The sequence below is a fragment of the Telluria sp. ZT3P25 genome (assembly GCF_059685895.1).
The window spans coordinates 16,965-35,121 of the sequence record NZ_JCASIJ010000001.1 but is presented as its reverse complement, the minus strand read 5'-3'; the positions used below and the strand labels follow the sequence as shown (position 1 = coordinate 35,121).

The following is an 18,157-nucleotide window of genomic DNA, read 5'->3' as shown; positions in this document are numbered from 1 at the left end:
GATTTACTCGGTTCGGGTGACGGCGGGCGCGCTGGCCGTTTGGAGCGGTGCGGTCACGGGTGCTGGCACTGGCGCGGCCTTCTTGACGGTGACGGGACGCTCGGCCTTTTTTGGTTCGGCCGGCGGCGCCGGGCGCTTGCCCAGGATGGCGTAATCGAGCACCTTGCGCGCGATCGGCGCGGCGATAGCCCCGCCAAAGCCGGCGTTTTCAACAACCATCGCCAGCGCGATGCGCGGCTGCTCGGCCGGCGCAAACACGGTAAACAGCGCATTGTCGCGGTGGCGTTCATCGATTGCGTTGGCATTGTATTTTTTGCCGCGCAAGCCAATCACCTGGGCCGTGCCGGTCTTGCCGCCGGCCGTGTACAGGGCGCCGGCAAAGGCTTTCTGGCCGGTGCCTTCGCGGATCACGCCCGCCATCGCATCCTTGATGAAGGCGATGTGCTCGGGCTTCATGGCCAGGCGCCGGGTTTCCTTCGGCACGGTCAGTGTGCGCTCGCGGGTGGCGCCGTCCTCGATCATCTTGACCAGGTGCGGCTTCATCACCACGCCGTTGTTGGCCAGAATGGCGGTAGCATGCGCCAGCTGCAGCATCGTGTAGTTGTTGAAGCCCTGGCCGATCGCGACCGAAATGGTGTCGCCGCCGACCCATTTCTGGGCCGCCGGGTTGCGCTTGAAGCGTTCGGCCTTCCACTCTTTCGAGGGCAGCACGCCGGTCTTTTCGTAATCGAGGTCGATCCCGGTCGGCTGGCCAAAGCCGAATTCGCGCATGAACTTGGAGATGTTATCGATGCCCATCTCGTTGGACAGCTGGTAGTAATAGGTATCGCACGAGTGAGCGATCGAGGTGTACATATTGACGAAGCCGTGCCCGCCCGGCTTGTCATCGTTGAAGCGGTGCCCGCCCAGCATGAAGAAGCCGGGATCGCGGATCGCATCCTGCGGCCGGCGGAATCCCATCTCGAGCGCTGCCAGCGACATGAACGGCTTGAAGGTTGACCCGGGCGGATAAGTACCCGACAGCGGCCGGTTCATCAGCGGCTTGTCGAGCGAGGTATTGAGTTCGTTCCAGCTCTGGCTGTCGATGCCGTCGACGAACAGGTTCGGATCGAACCCGGGGCGCGACACGTAGGCCAGCACGTCGCCGGTGGCCGGCTCGATCGCGACCAGCGCGCCGCGCTGGTCACCGAACGCTTCTTCGGCGATCTTCTGCAGTTCGATGTCGATCGACAGGATCAGGTTGCTGCCCGGCGTTGGTGCCGTGCGGCGCAGCGTGCGGATGGCGCGCCCACCGGCGGAGCGCTCGACCTGCTCGTAGCCGGTCTGGCCGTGCAACTGGCGCTCGTAGCGCTTCTCGACGCCTTCCTTGCCCATGTGATCGGTGCCGTTGTAGTTGGCAGCGTCGTCGCCCTCTTCCAGCGCGTCGGCTTCCTTCTGGTTGATGCGGCCGATATAGCCGATCACGTGCGAGGCCACCTCGCCCATCGGGTACTGGCGAAACAGGCGCGCCTGCACTTCGACGCCGGGAAAGCGGAAGCGCTGCGCGGTGAAGCGCGCGACTTCGTCATCGGTCAGGCGCGTGCGCAGCGGAACGCTGGCAAAGCTGCGCGACTCTTCCAGCAAGCGCTTGAAGCGGCGCCGGTCGCGCGGCTCGATCTGCACCAGCTTGGCCAGTTCGTCGATCACCGATTCCATGTTTGCCTGCAGCTTCGATGGTGTCAGTTCGAGCGTGTAGGCCGAATAGTTACGCGCCAGGACCACGCCGTTGCGGTCGACGATCAGCCCGCGATTGGGCACGATCGGCACCAGCGCGATGCGGTTGTCCTCGGCCTGGGCCGCGTACTGATCGTGGTGCAGCACCTGCAGCCACACGACGCGCGCGACCAGGAGGCCAAAGCAAATGAAGACCAGGGCGATCAGCACGGTCAGGCGCATCCGGAACTGGTGGATCTCGCGATCGCTGTCTTTGAATTCGGTCATGCGCGTATTGGTCGATTCAGGTCGTCAGATCGGACGGGTGTGGTCGCGGTCGACCGCACGGCGCTGGGGCGCCAGCAGCAGCCAGGTGATCACGGGCCACAGGATTACCGCCACCACGCTCTCAATGAACTGCAACAGGCCCGGGAAGCGGCCGGAGACGATGAAATGCACGATCAGCTGGATCGCCTGCGCCATCAGGAGCAGCGGGAACACGTGCATGGCCTGGGTGAGCGTCGGGAACCACAGCACGCGGCGGTGGATCATGATGGCGAAGTACGACAGCAGCGTGTAGGCCAGCGCGTTCTCGCCCAGGAGGCTCGCATCGTGCACGTCCATCAAGAGGCCCATGCAGAAGGCGACGCCGATGCCGACCTTGCGCGGCTGGTGAATGCCCCAGAAGACCAGCACCAGTGCGACGAAATCGGGCGCGCCGAGCCAGCGGCCCCACGGCATCAGGTTGAGCATGAAGGCGCACACCAGGCTGAACATGATGAACAGCGGGCTGACGGGCAGCAGGATGTAGTGTGGGCGGTTACCTGGCATGGTCGCTTATCGGGTTGGTGACGGTGCAGCCGGCGTCGGTGTGACTGGCGTCGGTGCAGGCTGCGCCCGGACCGCCGGCGTAGTAGCGGCGCGTGTCGTTGCAGCCGGCACGGGTGTGGTCAGCGTCGTCGGTGCGGCGCCCGGTGTGACCGGCGCAACCGGCGACTGCAAGGCGGCCGGTGCGCCGGCTGCCGGCAATGGCGAGGCAGGCAACGGCGGCGTCGGCACCGGCGCCATTGCCGGCAGCTTGCGGCGGTTGCCGGTTGGCGGCGTTTCCTGCGGCGGGCGCGCCGGCAAGGCATGGTTCGACATGATCACGAGCACCTGGCGGTTGCGGTCGATGCCGGCCAGCGGCAGGCCGACCACGCGGCCGAACGAGCCGGTCGCTTTTTCGACCTGCGTCACGCGCGCCACGGCCAGGCCGGCCGGGTACATGCCGTCCAGGCCCGACGTGACCAGCACGTCGCCGACCTGGATGTCGGCATCCTGCGCCACGAAGCGCAGATCGAGCTGGCCGGAGTGACCGCGGCCATAGACGATGCTGCGCAAACCGCTGCGCAGCACCTGCACGGGAATCGCCTGGTCCTTGTCGGTCAGGAGCGTCACTTCGGATGTGAACGGAAACACGCGCGTGACCTGGCCAACGACGCCGGCATGGTCGATCACCGGCAGGCCCGGCGTGACGTCGTCACGCGAGCCGCGGTTGATGACGATCCGGCGCGTCGACGGATCGCGCGCGTCGTACAGGATTTCGGCCATCTGCGACTGCACGGGCAGTTGCTGCTTGCCGTCCATAAGGCGTCGCAGATGGATGTTCTCGGCCATCTGGAACTGCGCCTGCTGCAGCAGGCGAGCCTGGGCCAGCTCGTGGTTCTTCAGCACCTGGACCTGCTTTTGCAGCGTGGAGACCGACGAGAAATAGACGCCCATATTGCCCACGGCATCGCGCGGCAGCATGGCGGCCATCTGCATCGGGTACAGCACGGTGGCGGCGACCGTACGCACGCCGGCAAGAAGCCCCATGCGGGCGTCGACCACCAGCAGAACGATCGCGATCAGCGCGAACACCGTCACCTTGACACGCGCGGGCGCGCCTTGTTTGAACAGCGGCGGAGGACTATATTCCATGAGCTCTGGTGGTGGTAACGCGGGAGTTCATATCAAGACGGGCAGTCGCGCGCAGCTTGTGACCGCACGCCCTGCCCGTCCTGGAAGACCACGTGCGGCTTATTCGTACGAGAAGATGGAACCGAGTTTGTCCATCCGTTCCAGCGCCATGCCCGAGCCGCGTACCACGCAGGTCAGCGGGTCTTCGGCCACCAGCACCGGCAGGCCGGTTTCTTCCATCAGCAGGCGATCCAGATCGCGCAGCAGCGCGCCGCCGCCGGTGAGCATCATGCCCTTTTCGGCGATGTCGGCGCCCAGTTCTGGCGGGGCCTGTTCCAGCGCGTTCTTCACGGCCGAGACGATCTGGTTCAGCGGGTCGGTCAGCGCTTCGAGGATCTCGTTGCTCGAGATCGTAAACGAGCGCGGGATGCCTTCGGACAGGTTGCGGCCCTTGACTTCCATCTCCTTGACTTCCGAACCCGGGAACGCCGAGCCGATCGCCTTCTTGATCGCTTCGGCGGTCTGCTCGCCGATCAGCATGCCGTAGTTGCGACGGATGTAGTTGACGATGGCTTCGTCGAACTTGTCGCCGCCCACGCGCACGGAGCCTTTGTAGACCATGCCGCCCAGCGAGATGATGCCCACCTCGGTGGTGCCGCCGCCGATGTCGACCACCATCGAGCCGGTCGCTTCCGAGACCGGCAGGCCGGCGCCGATGGCCGCGGCCATCGGCTCTTCGATCAGGTACACCTGCGAGGCGCCGGCGCCTAGGGCCGATTCACGGATCGCGCGGCGTTCGACCTGGGTCGAACCGCACGGCACGCAGATGATGATGCGCGGCGAAGGACGGAAGAATTTGGACTCGTGCACCATGCGGATGAACTGCTTGAGCATCTGTTCGGTGACGGTGAAGTCGGCGATCACGCCATCCTTCATCGGGCGGATCGCCTCGATATTGCCGGGCACCTTGCCCAGCATCTGTTTGGCTTCCTTGCCAACCGCCTGGATCGTCTTCTTGCCATTTGGCCCGCCCTGCTGGCGGATCGCGACGACCGACGGCTCGTCCAGCACGATGCCCAGACCGCGCACATAAATCAGCGTATTGGCGGTACCGAGGTCAATGGCGAGGTCGTTCGAGAAATAGCTGCGTAAAAAACCAAACATGAGTGTCCTGATGCGCATCAATGTGCGCCTAAACATTGATCGGGGATTCTGTGCCGCACCTGCCAACCGAGGGCACCGCGGACTTTCATTGCGCGGTAGCCATAGCTTTCGGCACGACAACGCATTAGCCCGCCATTCTACCTTATAATTTGTCGTTTACATGCCCAATACAGGTGGATTTCCCCACCGAATTGCAAGCGGTTTGCGCGATATTTGAAGGGTTTTATCAACTTTAAAATGCTGTTCGCTGACAACTTGCTAACATTCTTTATTCGCCTAATCACATTCTGCGCGGCCCCGGCCGCGCCACCTTGCCATGTCCCTGACCCTATCTGACGTAAAACGCATTGCCAACCTGGCCCAGCTCGAGATGAACGACGCCGATGCCGAGATCGCGCTGGGCGAGTTGAACGGCATTTTCGCGCTGGCCGAGCAGATGCAGGCGGTCGACACCACCGGCGTGGCGCCACTGGCGCAGCCGCTGTCCGCGATCCTTGCCCTGCCACTGCGCCTGCGCGACGACGTGGTGACCGAACAGAACCACCGCGACGATTACCAGGCACCGGCCCCGAAAGCCCAGGACGGCCTGTATCTGGTGCCGAAGGTCATCGAGTAATCCCGGCATTTGAATCGCTCACGAATCCGCTTTTAGAATCGACACGCACATGCATAACAAGACCCTCAAGGAGCTGTCCGCGCTCCTGCACTCGAAGCAGATCTCGAGCACCGAACTGACGCGCCACTACCTCGGCCGCATCGACGCCAGCGAGCATAACGCCTTCCTGCACGTGGACCACGCGCGCTCGCTGGCCCAGGCCGCCGAGGCCGACGTGCGCTTCGCCGCCGGCACGGCCGGCCCGCTGACCGGCGTGCCGATCGCGCACAAGGATATTTTCGTCACGCGCGACTGGCGCACGACGGCCGGCTCGAAGATGCTCGAGGGCTACGTCAGCCCGTTCGATGCCACCGTGGTCGAGCGCTTCCGCAGTGCCGGCATGGTCACGCTGGGCAAAGTCAACCTCGACGAATTCGCGATGGGCTCGGCCAATGAAAACTCGGCCTACGGCGCAGTGAAGAATCCATGGGACACGACGGCGGTGCCGGGCGGCTCCTCGGGCGGCTCGGCGGCGGCGATCGCTGCGCGCCTGGCGCCGGCGGCCACCGCCACCGACACCGGCGGCTCGATCCGCCAGCCGGCCGCGTTCTGCGGCGTCACCGGCATCAAGCCGACCTACGGACGCGTATCGCGCTTCGGCATGATCGCGTTTGCCTCGTCGCTCGACCAGGGCGGCCCGATCGCCCAGAGCGCGGAGGATTGCGCGCTGCTGCTCAACGAAATGATCGGCTTCGACGAGCGTGATTCGACCAGCCTGACGGTCGACCAGGGCAACGTCGCGGAAGACTACACGCGCGCGCTGGAGCACCCGTTGACCGGGCTGCGCATCGGCGTGCCGGCCGAATATTTCGGCGAAGGCCTGGCCAGCGACGTCGAAAGCGCGGTACGCGCGGCGCTCGAACAGTTCGTCAAACTGGGTGCGACGCTGGTGGACATCTCGCTGCCGAAGACCGCGCTGTCGATCCCGACCTATTACATCATCGCGCCGGCGGAAGCCTCGTCGAACCTGTCGCGCTTTGACGGTGTGCGCTACGGCCACCGCGCCAGCGAGTACAAGGATCTGCAGGACATGTACCGCAAAACCCGCGCCGAAGGTTTCGGCACGGAGGTCAAGCGCCGCATCCTGGTGGGCACCTATGTGCTGTGCCACGGCTACTACGACGCCTATTACGTGCAGGCGCAGAAGATCCGCCGCCTGATCGCCGACGACTTCCAGGCTGCATTTGCCGACAAGTGCGACGTGATCATGGGCCCGGTCGCGCCGACCGTGGCGTGGGACCTGGGCGCCAAGTCGAACGATCCGGTGGCGAACTACCTGGCCGACATCTACACGCTCTCGACCAGCCTGGCGGGCCTGCCCGGCATGTCGATCCCGTGCGGCTTCGGTGCCGGCGAGAAGAACGGCAAGCGGCCGGTCGGCCTGCAAATCATCGGCAACTACTTCGCCGAAGCCAAGCTGCTGAACATCGCGCACCAGTACCAGCTCGCGACCGATTGGCATACGCGCACGCCGGACGGCGTTTGATTCGCGCCGACACAGAACAAAGAGAGAACACTATGCAATGGGAAGTCGTCATCGGTCTTGAGAATCACGTGCAGCTCACGACCCAATCGAAAATCTTCAGTGGCAGCGCGATCCGTTTCGGCGCCGAGCCAAACACGCAAGCCAGCCCGGTCGACCTGGCGCTGCCGGGCGTGCTGCCGGTGCTGAACCGCGGCGCGGTCGAACGCGCGATCCGTTTCGGCCTGGCAGTCGGCGGCACCATCGCGCCGGAGTCGGTCTTCGCGCGCAAGAACTACTTTTATCCCGACCTGCCAAAGGGTTACCAGATCAGCCAGTTCGCCGATCCGGTGGTCCAGGGCGGTACGCTGACCTTCGCCTACGAAAAAGACGGCAAGCTCGAAATGAAGACGGTCAACCTGACCCGCGCCCACCTCGAGGAAGACGCGGGCAAGTCGCTGCACGAAGACTATGCGGGCATGAGCGGGATCGACCTGAATCGCGCCGGCACGCCGCTGCTCGAGATCGTGTCCGAGCCCGAAATGCGCAGCGCTGCCGAAGCGGTGGCGTATGCCAAGGCGATGCACTCGCTGGTGATGTGGCTGGGCGTTTGCGACGGCAATATGCAGGAGGGTTCGTTCCGCTGCGACGTCAACGTCTCGGTACGCCCGGTGGGCCAGCAGGAATTCGGCACGCGCTGCGAAATCAAGAACCTGAACTCGTTCCGCTTCATGGAAGAAGCGATCCACTACGAAGTGCGGCGCCAGATCGAGCTGATCGAAGACGGCGGCAAGGTGATCCAGGCCACGCGCCTGTGGGACCCGGACCGCAAAGAAACGCGCTCGATGCGCACGAAAGAAGATGCGCAGGATTACCGCTACTTCCCTGACCCTGACCTGCCGCCACTGGCGATCGGCCAGGACTGGATCGAGCGCGTGAAAGCGGAGATGCCGGAACTGCCGGGCGCCATGCGCGCACGCTTCACGGGCGAATACGGCCTGCCGGAATACGATAGCCTGGTGCTCACGTCGTCGCAGACGATGGCGACGTACTACGAAGCGGTGGTGGCGAAAGCCGGGAAAGAAAACGCGAAGTCGGCCGCCAACTGGATGATGGGCGACGTGTCGTCGACACTGAACCGCGAAGGCGTCGAGCTGCAGGCTTCGCCCGTAAGCGCCGCGCAACTGGCGCTGCTGCTCAAGCGCATCGCCGACGGCACGATCTCGAACAAGGCCGCCAAGGAAGTCTTCGCCGCAATGTGGGACGCCAAATCGGACGACGAAGCATTGGCCGACACGGTCATCGACCAAAAGGGGCTGAAACAGATCTCGGATACGGGCGCACTGGAAGCGATCGTCGACGAAGTCCTGGCCGCCAACGCCAAATCCGTCGAACAATACCGCGCCGGCAAAGAAGCCGCGATCAACGCCCTGATCGGCCAGGCCATGAAAGCCTCCAAAGGCAAAGCCAACCCAGCGCAAGTGACCGAACTGCTGAAGAAAAAGCTGACCAGCTAACCTTCCTCCTCAATTAGGGTCAGAGTCGAATTATTGAGCAATTGCCCACAATTGCCAGCAATGCGACGCTGACCCTGATTCATTTTTACCCACAGTAATTGCCCAGCCTAGCGACTCTGTCCCCACTTATCGGGCGACCGCGAGCAATTGCCCAACAATTCGACTCTGACCCTATTTGTTTGGACGGCCCAAACTGTCCGCAAAGCAGGAAAGCTGAGCCGATTCCCGTTCAAGTGATCAAATTGATTAGTGATATTCCAGGCGGAAACTAAATCGATTCCTGCAAGCACATAAATAATAAGGGTCAGAGTCGAATTGTTTGACAACATTGGGTAATTGCCCAATAAGTCGACTCTGACCCTAATTAATTTGCAAGAGTTTCCCCCAATCTAAATTAGGGTCAGAGTCGAATTGTTTGACAACTTTGGATAATTGCCCAACAAATCTACTCTGACCCTAATTGTTGGGCTATTGCTTTTGGATGCCGTAGCGGGTGCGGTAGGCGGAGACGGCGTCTTTGTGTTGCGACAGGCGGGGGTCGGCGGTGTGGGTGTCGAGGTAGGTGAAGAGGTCGGCGAGGTTGGCGATCGAGATCACCGGGATGTTGAACTCGCGCGAGACTTCTTGTACGGCTGACTGCTCGGAGAGTGCGTCGTCGGCGCCCGAGCGCTCCATGCGGTCCAGTGCGATGAGGACGGCGGCTGGCTCGGCGCCGGCGGCGCGGATCATGGCGACCGATTCGCGCACCGAGGTGCCGGCGCTGATCACGTCGTCGATGATCACGACCTTGCCCTGCAGCTTGGCGCCGACAATCGTGCCGCCTTCGCCGTGGTCCTTCGCTTCCTTGCGGTTGTACGCGTACGACGTGTCGCGGCCTTTCGCGGCCAGGGCCACTGCCGTGGCGGAGGCCAGCGTGATGCCCTTGTAGGCCGGGCCGAACAGCATGTCGAATTCGACGCCCGAGTCGAGCAGCGTCTGCGCGTAGAACTGGGCCAGCTTGCCCAGCGTGGCGCCGTCGTGGAACAGGCCGGCGTTGAAGAAGTATGGCGACAGGCGCCCGGCCTTGGTCGTGAATTGGCCGAACTTCAATACTTCGGCCTCGACCGAAAACCCGATGAATTGCTGGCGCAGATCAGTCATGTACTTCTCCCTGAATGTCGAAAGCGGCTATTTTAATCGCTCACGGCCCTGCCGGCGACGACCCGTAGCGCTTCGGCACCGCTGATCGGCTTGACCATGTGCGCCGCGAAGCCGCTGGCCTGGCTGCGCGCGCGGTCCGTGGCCTGGCCGTACCCGGTCAGCGCGACCAGCCGGCACAGGCGTCCTGCCGGCAGCGCGTGGATGCGCGCGGCGAGCTGATAGCCGTCGAGCACCGGCAGGCCGATGTCGAGGAGCGCGACGTCGGGCCGGAAGCGTTCAACCGCTGCCAGCGCCGCCACCGGATCGTGATACACCTCGACCGTGTGCCCGTGCGCCGTCAGCAGGCGCGCCAGCGTATTGGCGCCGTCGGCATTGTCGTCCACCACCAGCACCCGCTGCGGCGCGCTGTCAATGGCCGGTGCGGCCACAACGGCCACAACCGCCACCGGCGCGGACAGCCCCGCCACGCCGTGCAGCGGCAAGCGCACCACGAACTGGCTGCCAAGGCCCCGCCCTGCGCTGCGCGCTTCGACGCTGCCGCCATGCAGTTCCACGATGTTCCTGACCAGCGCCAGCCCGATCCCGAGCCCGCCCTCGGCGCGGTCGATGCTGCGTTTGCCCTGGAAGAACAGCTCGAACACCTGCTCGCGCATTTCGGGCGCCAGGCCAATGCCCGTGTCGCGCACGCTGATCTCGACCACGTCCGCGCCGTCGCGCCGTGCGCGCAGCCAGATCCGGCCACCCGGTTCGGTGTAGCGCGCGGCATTGGTCAAGAGGTTCGACACCACCTGCACCAGCCGCGCCGGATCGCCTTCCCACACCAGGCCCGGTTCGACGTCAACCTCCAGATGATGCCGGCGCTGCTCGACCAGCAGGCTCGCCATCTCGAGCGCGCGGCCCGTCACCTGCGCCATCTCAACCTGCTCGAACTTCAGTTCGATCTTGCCGCGCGTGACGCGCGAGACGTCGAGCAGGTCGTCCACCAGCCGCACCAGATGGTCGACCTGGCGCTGGATGATCTCGCCCTCGCGGCCGTAAGCGCCGTCGCCGCGCATGCGCATCAATTGCAGCGCGGTGACGATCGGCGAGAGCGGATTGCGCAGCTCGTGGCCAAGCATCGCCAGGAATTCATCCTTGGCCTGGCTGGCCGCGCCCAGGTCAACCAGCAGCTGCTCGCGCTCGCGGGCCGCGTGCTCGATCGCCAGGCGGTTGCGTACGTGCTCCGTCACATCGACCGCCACCACGATCACGCCTTCCGGCCGGCCATCCAGATCCAGCAACGGCTCCAGGCTGAACTTGAAGAAGCGCTCGACCGGTTGACCATCTGCATCCAGACGCGTGACTGACAGCTCCTCGGCCTGGTACGACACGCCGCTGGCGTAGACGCGGGCGACCGCCTCGGCGACGCCGGCGCCGCCCAGATGCGGGAACGCTTCGTCGAAGGTCTGGCCCAGCATGCTGCTGGTGTCGATCAGGTCGCGGTAGCGGTTGTTCACCAGCCGGAAGCGCAGCTCAGGTCCCATCAACAACGCCGCAGCGACCGGCGCGGCCATCAGCATGGCGTCGCGCTGCGCCAGCGCCTGATCGCGCTCGTGGCGTTCGGACGCGTCGCGCGTGAAGCAGCGCGTGTAGCGCAGCTGGCCGTCGACGAAATGCCCGTTCGAGTGGATCAGCACGTGCTTGATAGAGCCGTCCTTGCAGCGCAGGCGCGCCGGCTGGTCGTACAGCGCCTCGCCCGCCAGCAGCGTGCGCAGGATGAAGTCGATCGTGGCCGGGTCTTCGTGAAAGTCAGCGATATGCCGCCCGACGTAGTCTTCCCAGCCATAGCCAAGCATCTGCAATTCGGCGCGGTTGGCCCACAGGATGGTGCCGTCGGGACCGACGCGGTGCAGCCCTTCGACGGCGTTCTCCACGAAATCGTAGAGTTCGGCGGCCGTGGCGTCATCGTGCTCGCGCACGGGAATAGCGACGACGTCCGCAGGGAGCGGTTTGTCAATGTTCATGGGATCGGGAAGGGAAAATGCGGCGTGCCGTCGACGCGCAGGGGACCGCCAGTATACCAGATCGTTGCCATTAATCACCGCCAGTCCCCATAAAGCAACAGCCTCAAGGCATGACTGGCAGCATCAAAACACGCTACACTTGCGGGCTAACGATGCGCCTCTCAATGCGCTCTGCCCTCTTTCACCTGCTCGACTACCTCCATGCCACGAATCATTTCCGCAAACCTCAACGGTATCCGCTCCGCCCACAAAAAGGGCTTCTTTGACTGGCTGGCCACGCAGGACGCCGACTATATCTGCGTCCAGGAACTCAAGGCCCAGGAAGCCGACATGACCGAAGATTTCCTGCGCCCGCACGGCTATCACGGTCGCTTCCACTACGCCGAGAAAAAAGGCTACTCGGGCACCGGCGTCTACAGCCGCACGGAGCCCGACCAGCACCGCATCGGTTTCGGGTGCCTGGAGTTCGATGCCGAAGGCCGCTACACGCGCTGCGACTATGGCAACCTGATCGTCATCTCGGTCTACTGCCCGTCCGGCTCTTCGTCGCCCGAGCGCCAGCTGGCCAAGTTCCGCTTCATGGAAGTCTTCCTGCCGCATCTGCAGGAACTGCAGGCCGAGGGCCGCGAAGTCGTCATCTGTGGCGACTGGAACATCGCGCACAAGGAGATCGACCTGAAGAACTGGAAGGGCAACCTGAAGAATTCAGGCTTCCTTCCCGAAGAACGCGCATGGATGACGCGCATCTTCGACGAGCTGGGAATGGTCGACGTGCACCGCGGCCTGGATGCGCGCCCCGACCAGTACACCTGGTGGAGCAACCGCGGCCAGGCCTACGCGAAGAACGTCGGCTGGCGCATCGATTATCACGTCGCCACGCCCGGCATCGCGGCGCGCGCCAAAACCGTCTCGGTCTACAAGGACGTGAAGTTCTCGGACCACGCCCCGCTCATCATCGACTACGACCTGTAGTCAAGCCGGCCAGCGCAGGTCGAAGCGGCTGGCGAAGCTGCGCGGCTGGCGCGTGAGTGGATCGTCGAACGCGATGGCGCGCGCCAGCAACTGCAGCGGCGCGCTGAAATCGTCGCTGCCGCAGGGCCGCGCCACCGGATAAAAACTGTCGCCGACAATCGGCGCGCCCAGCGACGCCAGGTGCAGGCGCAGCTGGTGCTTGCGCCCCGTGTGCGGATGCAACCGGTAGCGCGCGAGCGGCCCGCGCCCCTCGATCAATTCGATCAGGGTTTCCGAATTGGGTTCGCCCGCCACTTCTTCGCTGAGAAAAAACTGCGCCGCATCCTGCATGCGGCTGCGGTATGTGAACGGCAGCGTGCGCCCCTGCAGCAGTGGCGCGATCGCTTCATAGGTCTTGGTGACCACCCGCTTCTGGAACATCGACTGGTAAGCGCCGCGCGAGGCAGGGTTGTGCGAAAAGATCACCACGCCCGCCGTCTCGCGATCGAGCCGGTGGATCGGCACCAGGTGCGGCAAATCGTAGGTGCGCTTCAGGCGCACCAGCAGCGTCTCCCTCAAGAAGCGCCCGCTCGGAATCGTCGGTAAAAAATGGGGTTTGTCGGCGACCAGGATGTGGTCATCCTGGAACAGCACCGCCTCCTGGAACGGGATGGGCACCTCGGGCACTTCGAGCTCGCGGTAGTACCAGATGCGCATGCCCTGGCGCACCGGCGTGTCGAACGCCACCCGCGCGCCCTTCGCGTCGACGACCTCGCCACGTTCCAGCCGCGCTGCCCAGGATTGCATCGGCACGTCGGGAAAGCGCTCGCACAAAAAGCGCAGCATGCCCCCCGCGCGCGTCTCGGTCAGCCACAGGTAGCTGGGCGCAACGCCGTCGCGCAGGGGCAGCGGGACGAGTGCATTGGCTTCGGCCTGACGGCCCCTGGCGCTACTGCCCATCAACGCCTCAATTCAGCGCAGTGCTCTTGTAGGCAGGCAGCTTGGCGACCGTCGTCTTCTTGGCACGCGCATACAGCGGCAGCAGCACGTTCATGTGCGCTTCCATGTCCTTGATGCGGGTGTCGCCGCCCGGGTGGGTCGACAGGATTTCCATTGGCGCGCTCTGGTTCAGCGTGGCCATCTTGCGCCACAGCGCAATGCCGGCGCGCGGATCGTAACCGGCGCGCGACGAGATATCCAGGCCCACCAGGTCGGCCTCGCGCTCTTCGTCGCGCGAGAATTTCAGCACCAGCATGCTGCCGAGGCCATTGGCCGCCGTCGCAGTCAGGTTGGGATCGACGCCGAAAATGCCGGACAACAGCGCGCCACCGACACGCGCGCCCAGCGCGGTGACGTTGGACTTGGCCAGGCGTTCGCGCCCGTGTTCACGCAGTGCGTGCGCGATCTCGTGGCCCATGATGGCCGCGGCTTCGTCGTCGGTCAGCTGCAGCTTGGTGAGGATGCCAGTGTAGAAGCCGATGCGGCCACCCGGCATGCAGAATGCGTTGACCTCGTCGGCCTGGATCAGGTTGACCTGCCAGTCCCACTTGCTGGCCACCGGATTCCAGCGCGGCGTGAACGGGATGATGCGCTGGGCGATCGTGCGCAGGCGTTTGAGCTGCGGGTCGCTGGTCGGGGCCAGCAAGCCCTTCTCCTTGGCCTGGCTCATCATCTCGGTGTACTGCAGGCGCGCGGCCTCATTGACCTGCTCTTCCGGCGCCAGCACGCGCATGCGCGACAGCGGCTTGACCTCGATGCCATCCTGGACGACGACGCCGGCGTCCTGCGCCGTGGCCAGGCCGGTCGCGGCAAACAGGGTCAGACAAACGGCGAGTTGTTTCAGTTTCATCATCATGGCTCCGGCAGGCTGTTGTTGGCAGCCGGCCTCGTAAAATTGGTTATAAATGGGCAGCGCCCGCGCAGAATCGACGTGATCATGCCGTATGTACCGGCCCGGCTCAAGCCGCCAACGCACATAAGTCGCAACCTGCCTCGCCTTATACTGCCGGCGGCGCTTTTTTACGCAGGCGGAAGACCGCCATGCTGCCGCGCAGGTTCGGCAGAAACTTGACCACCTTGCCGTCGGCCAGCGCCACGCATTCCAGCACTTCCAGGCCGCATTCGACCGCCAGTTCCTGGAAATCGTAGATCGTGGCACAGCGCACGTTCGGCGTGTCGTACCACTGGTACGGCAGCGCGCGCGAGACCGGCATGCGCCCGCGCAGCAGCGCCAGACGGTGCGGCCAGTGCGCGAAGTTCGGGAACGAGACGATCGCTTCGTGGCCGACACGCACGATGTCGCGCAGCAGGCCTTCGACATGCTGCATCATCTGCAGCGAGTTCAGACACAGCACGGTGTCGAACGTGTTGTTGCCAAAGAGACCCAGGCCCTTTTCCATATCGTGCTGGATCACGTTGATGCCGCGCGCGGTACTTTCCAGGACCTTGTCGTCGGCGATCTCGATGCCGTAGCCCGAGCAGCGCTTGCCCGATTCGAGGTAGCGCAGCATGGCGCCGTCGCCGCAGCCGACGTCGAGCACGTGGGCGCGTTCGCCCACCCAGTGCGCGATGAAGGCCAGGTCGGGCCGCAGCGTATTGAGGTCGGCGAAATTCATGCGGCCTCCGTGGCGGTGGTGATGGCGCTCGGGGCCAGTTCAAGGGCGATGCGGTTGTAATACGCGCGCACCACGTTCATGTAGCGCGCATCGTCGAGCAGGAAGGCATCGTGGCCGTGCGGCGCGTCGATTTCGGCATAGGTCACGCGGCGCCGGTTGCTGATCAGGGCTTCGACGATCTCGCGGCTGCGCTCGGGCGAGAAGCGCCAGTCGGTCGTAAACGACGCGATCAAGAACTGCGCTTTGGTGCCAGCCAGCGCCTTTTCAAGATCGCCGTCGTACTCGCGCGCCGGATCGAAGTAGTCGAGCGCCTTGGTAATCAACAGGTAGGTATTGGCGTCGAAGTATTCCGAGAACTTGTCGCCCTGGTAGCGCAGGTACGATTCGATCTCGAAGTCCACGCCGAAGTCGAAGTTGTAGTCGTTTGTCTCGGCCGCGTTGCGCAGCTTGCGCCCGAACTTCTCGGCCATGTCGTCGTTCGACAGATACGTGATGTGGCCAATCATGCGCGCCACTTTCAGGCCGTTCTTCGGCACCACGCCATGTTCGTAGAAGTCGCCGCCGTGGTAATCGGGGTCGGTCAGGATCGCCTGGCGCGCGACGTCGTTGAAGGCGATGTTCTGTGCCGACAGCTTCGGCGTGGAGGCGATCACGATGCAGTGGCGCAGGCGCTCGGGGAACTTGATGCTCCACGACAGGGCCTGCATGCCGCCCAGCGAGCCGCCCATCACGGCGGCAAAGCGGTCGATGCCGAGGCGGTCGGCCAGCAGCGCCTGCGCGGTCACCCAGTCTTCCACCGTCACCAGCGGAAAGCTCGCGCCATACGGCTTGCCGGTGGGGGCATTGACATGCATCGGGCCGGTCGAGCCGAAGCACGAGCCGAGGTTGTTCACGCCGATGACGAAGAAGCGGTCGGTGTCCACGGGTTTGCCCGGGCCGACCATATTGTCCCACCAGCCCGCGCTCTTGGGCGTGTCGTACTGGCCGGCGACGTGGTGCGATGCATTCAGGGCGTGGCAGACCAGTACCGCATTGGACTTGTCGGCGTTGAGCGTGCCATAGGTTTCATACATCAGCGTGTAGTTGCTGAGCTGCGCGCCGCTTTGCAGGCGCAGCGGCTCGGCGAAGTGCATCGCCTGCGGTGTGACTATTCCTAGAGATCCCATGGGACTGTGTGCTTTGATTGATGATGCGGTGGTGGCGCCGTTGCCGGGCATGGCAACGGCGCGCGACTCACAGGGTCTGCAACTGCTCGACGGCGCTGGCGATTTCACCCGGCTCCATCGCGCGCAGGATGCGCCGGGTACGGGTCGTGACCACGCCCAGGTCGGTATTCAGAATTTCCTGTTTCACCGCCAGCAGCTGCGCCGGGTGCATCGAGAACTCGCGCAGGCCCATGCCCAGCAGCAGGCGCGTGAGCTTGACATCGCCGGCCATCTCGCCGCACACCGCCACATCCAGCCCAGCCTTGTGGCCCGTGGCGATGGTCGAGGCGATCAGTTGCAGCACCGCCGGGTGCAGCGGATTATACAGGTGCGCCACTTCGTAATCGACGCGGTCGATCGCCAGCAGATACTGGATCAGGTCATTGGTGCCGATGGACAGGAAGTCCATGCGGCGCACGAACAGCGGCAGCGCCAGCGCCGCAGCCGGGATCTCGATCATGGCGCCGACTTCGATGCCTTCGTCGAAGCGGATCTTCTCGTCGCGCAGCTGGGTCTTGGCCTGCTCGATCATGCCCAGCGTCTGGTCGATCTCGAACGCGTGCGCGAGCATCGGGATCAGGATGCGCACCTTGCCGAAGGCCGACGCGCGCAGGATCGCGCGCAGCTGCACCAGGAACATCTGCGGCTCGGCCAGGCAATAGCGGATCGCGCGCAGGCCGAGCGCCGGGTTGAGCGCCGTGTGGTCGGTCTGGTCGAGCGGCTTGTCGGCGCCCACGTCGAGCGTGCGGATCGTGACCGGGCGGCCCTTCATCGCCAGCACCGCCTTGCGGTACTGCTCGAACTGTTCTTCTTCGTCCGGGATGCGCAGCGCCTGCGCGCCGCGGCCCATGAACAGGAATTCGGAGCGGAACAGGCCCACGCCATTGGCGCCAGCCTCCAGAGCGGCCGGACAATCGTCCGGCAGTTCGATATTGGCCAGCAGCGTGATCGTGGTGCCGTCGCGCGTGATGGCCGGCGTTTTCTTGAGCTTGAGCAGGCGCTTGCGTGCCTTGGCCATCGTGATCTGGCGCGCGCGGTACTGCTCGAGCACCAGCTGGCTCGGATTGCAGATGACGACGCCGGCGTCGCCGTCGACGATCAGCCAGTCGTCCTGCTCCACCAGGCGCGAGGCCTGGTCCATGCCGACGACTGCCGGGATATCCAGGCTGCGCGCGACGATGGCCGTGTGCGAATTCTGGCCGCCGACGTCGGTGACAAAGCCGATGAACGAGCGGTCACGAAACGCCAGCATGTCGGCCGGCGAGATGTCGTGGGCCACGACGATCATCTGTGGCGGGGGCTGGTCTTCGTCGGCAAACACCGGCGCGACGCTCAGTGCGGTGCCGGTCAAGACCTTCAGCACGCGCTCGGCGACCTGCTGGATGTCGTACTTGCGCTCGCGCAGGTAGGGGTCTTCGATTTCGTCGAACTGCGCCGAGAGTTCATCGATCTGCGTCACCAGCGCCCATTCGGCGTTGTAGTGGCGCGCACGGATAATGCCCTTGGGCGCTTCCGAAATCATCGGATCGGACAGGATCAGCGCATGCACGTCGATGAAGGCGCCCAGTTCGGTCGGGGCATCCTTCGGCAGGCCGGTCCAGAGCTCCTGCAGATTGTGTTGGACGGCGGCGATCGCATCCTGCAGGCGCTGCACCTCGGCCTCGACCTGCTCTTCAGGAACCAGGTAATGCTTGACGTCGAGTGCGGCCGGCGTGAGCAGGTGCGCGCGGCCGATCGCGATGCCGCGCGAAACCGGAATGCCGTGAAGGAGAAAAGAAGCCATGGAAGAATCCGTTGAACGCGAGGGGACCGCTT

The 18,157-nt window shown here is 64.3% G+C and carries 15 protein-coding genes; 4 read left to right on the top strand and 11 right to left on the bottom strand.

Annotation, left to right across the window (positions count from 1 at the left end):
- Positions 1–3: 3 nt before the first annotated feature.
- The 4 genes from mrdA to AC56LY_RS00145 form a co-directional block, all read right to left on the bottom strand.
- Positions 4–1,980 (bottom strand): penicillin-binding protein 2, encoded by a 1,977-nt coding sequence (gene mrdA / locus AC56LY_RS00160; RefSeq protein ID WP_499575422.1) that lies wholly within the window; start codon positions 1,978–1,980, stop codon positions 4–6.
- A gap of 24 nt (positions 1,981–2,004) precedes the next feature.
- Complete coding sequence (mreD, locus tag AC56LY_RS00155) at positions 2,005–2,523, bottom strand: rod shape-determining protein MreD (RefSeq protein WP_499575420.1); 519 nt, start codon at positions 2,521–2,523, stop codon at positions 2,005–2,007.
- A 6-nt stretch (positions 2,524–2,529) separates the two neighbouring features.
- The gene (gene mreC / locus AC56LY_RS00150; RefSeq protein ID WP_499575417.1) at positions 2,530–3,651 is read right to left on the bottom strand and encodes a rod shape-determining protein MreC; all 1,122 of its coding nucleotides are present in this window, start codon (positions 3,649–3,651) and stop codon (positions 2,530–2,532) included.
- 99 nt (positions 3,652–3,750) lie between these two features.
- The gene (locus tag AC56LY_RS00145; RefSeq protein ID WP_183556678.1) at positions 3,751–4,794 is read right to left on the bottom strand and encodes a rod shape-determining protein; all 1,044 of its coding nucleotides are present in this window, start codon (positions 4,792–4,794) and stop codon (positions 3,751–3,753) included.
- 316 nt (positions 4,795–5,110) lie between these two features.
- Here AC56LY_RS00145 and gatC point away from each other — a divergent pair, with 316 nt between their 5' ends.
- Genes gatC through gatB form a run of 3 tightly spaced genes read left to right on the top strand, consistent with a single transcriptional unit; the run spans position 5,111 to position 8,428 of the window.
- Complete coding sequence (gene gatC / locus AC56LY_RS00140) at positions 5,111–5,410, top strand: Asp-tRNA(Asn)/Glu-tRNA(Gln) amidotransferase subunit GatC (RefSeq protein WP_499575415.1); 300 nt, start codon at positions 5,111–5,113, stop codon at positions 5,408–5,410.
- Positions 5,411–5,459: 49 nt separating this feature from the next.
- The gene (gatA, locus tag AC56LY_RS00135) at positions 5,460–6,935 is read left to right on the top strand and encodes an Asp-tRNA(Asn)/Glu-tRNA(Gln) amidotransferase subunit GatA (RefSeq protein ID WP_499575411.1); all 1,476 of its coding nucleotides are present in this window, start codon (positions 5,460–5,462) and stop codon (positions 6,933–6,935) included.
- 32 nt (positions 6,936–6,967) lie between these two features.
- Positions 6,968–8,428, top strand: coding sequence for an Asp-tRNA(Asn)/Glu-tRNA(Gln) amidotransferase subunit GatB (gatB, locus tag AC56LY_RS00130; protein WP_183556672.1), 1,461 nt, complete (start codon positions 6,968–6,970; stop codon positions 8,426–8,428).
- 468 nt (positions 8,429–8,896) lie between these two features.
- On the opposite strand, the gene pyrE is transcribed toward gatB, so the two are convergent.
- Together pyrE and AC56LY_RS00120 are read right to left on the bottom strand one after the other, a co-directional pair.
- Complete coding sequence (gene pyrE, locus AC56LY_RS00125; RefSeq protein WP_183556670.1) at positions 8,897–9,568, bottom strand: orotate phosphoribosyltransferase; 672 nt, start codon at positions 9,566–9,568, stop codon at positions 8,897–8,899.
- Positions 9,569–9,600: 32 nt separating this feature from the next.
- Positions 9,601–11,571, bottom strand: coding sequence for a hybrid sensor histidine kinase/response regulator (locus tag AC56LY_RS00120; RefSeq protein ID WP_499575406.1), 1,971 nt, complete (start codon positions 11,569–11,571; stop codon positions 9,601–9,603).
- Positions 11,572–11,772: 201 nt separating this feature from the next.
- On the opposite strand from AC56LY_RS00120, the gene AC56LY_RS00115 reads away from it, so the two are divergent.
- Complete coding sequence (locus tag AC56LY_RS00115) at positions 11,773–12,543, top strand: exodeoxyribonuclease III (protein ID WP_499575404.1); 771 nt, start codon at positions 11,773–11,775, stop codon at positions 12,541–12,543.
- Here the strand turns inward: AC56LY_RS00115 and AC56LY_RS00110 are convergent, their stop codons facing one another.
- The 5 genes from AC56LY_RS00110 to ptsP all read right to left on the bottom strand — a co-directional run bounded on the left by AC56LY_RS00110 (position 12,544) and on the right by ptsP (position 18,125).
- A complete protein-coding gene (locus AC56LY_RS00110; protein WP_499575402.1) occupies positions 12,544–13,482 on the bottom strand; it encodes a pseudouridine synthase in 939 nt (312 codons plus the stop codon).
- A 7-nt stretch (positions 13,483–13,489) separates the two neighbouring features.
- Entirely contained in the window at positions 13,490–14,377 is an 888-nt protein-coding gene (locus AC56LY_RS00105) for a M48 family metallopeptidase (protein WP_499575400.1), read from the bottom strand.
- A 142-nt stretch (positions 14,378–14,519) separates the two neighbouring features.
- Positions 14,520–15,137, bottom strand: a complete 618-nt coding sequence (gene metW / locus AC56LY_RS00100; RefSeq protein WP_499575398.1) for a methionine biosynthesis protein MetW — start codon at positions 15,135–15,137, stop codon at positions 14,520–14,522.
- Entirely contained in the window at positions 15,134–16,303 is a 1,170-nt protein-coding gene (metX, locus tag AC56LY_RS00095; RefSeq protein ID WP_499575393.1) for a homoserine O-succinyltransferase MetX, read from the bottom strand. Before metX ends, metW begins: the two co-directional genes overlap by 4 nt.
- Before the next feature lie 67 nt (positions 16,304–16,370).
- Positions 16,371–18,125, bottom strand: a complete 1,755-nt coding sequence (gene ptsP / locus AC56LY_RS00090; protein ID WP_499575388.1) for a phosphoenolpyruvate--protein phosphotransferase — start codon at positions 18,123–18,125, stop codon at positions 16,371–16,373.
- Between the last annotated feature and the right edge of the window lie 32 nt (positions 18,126–18,157).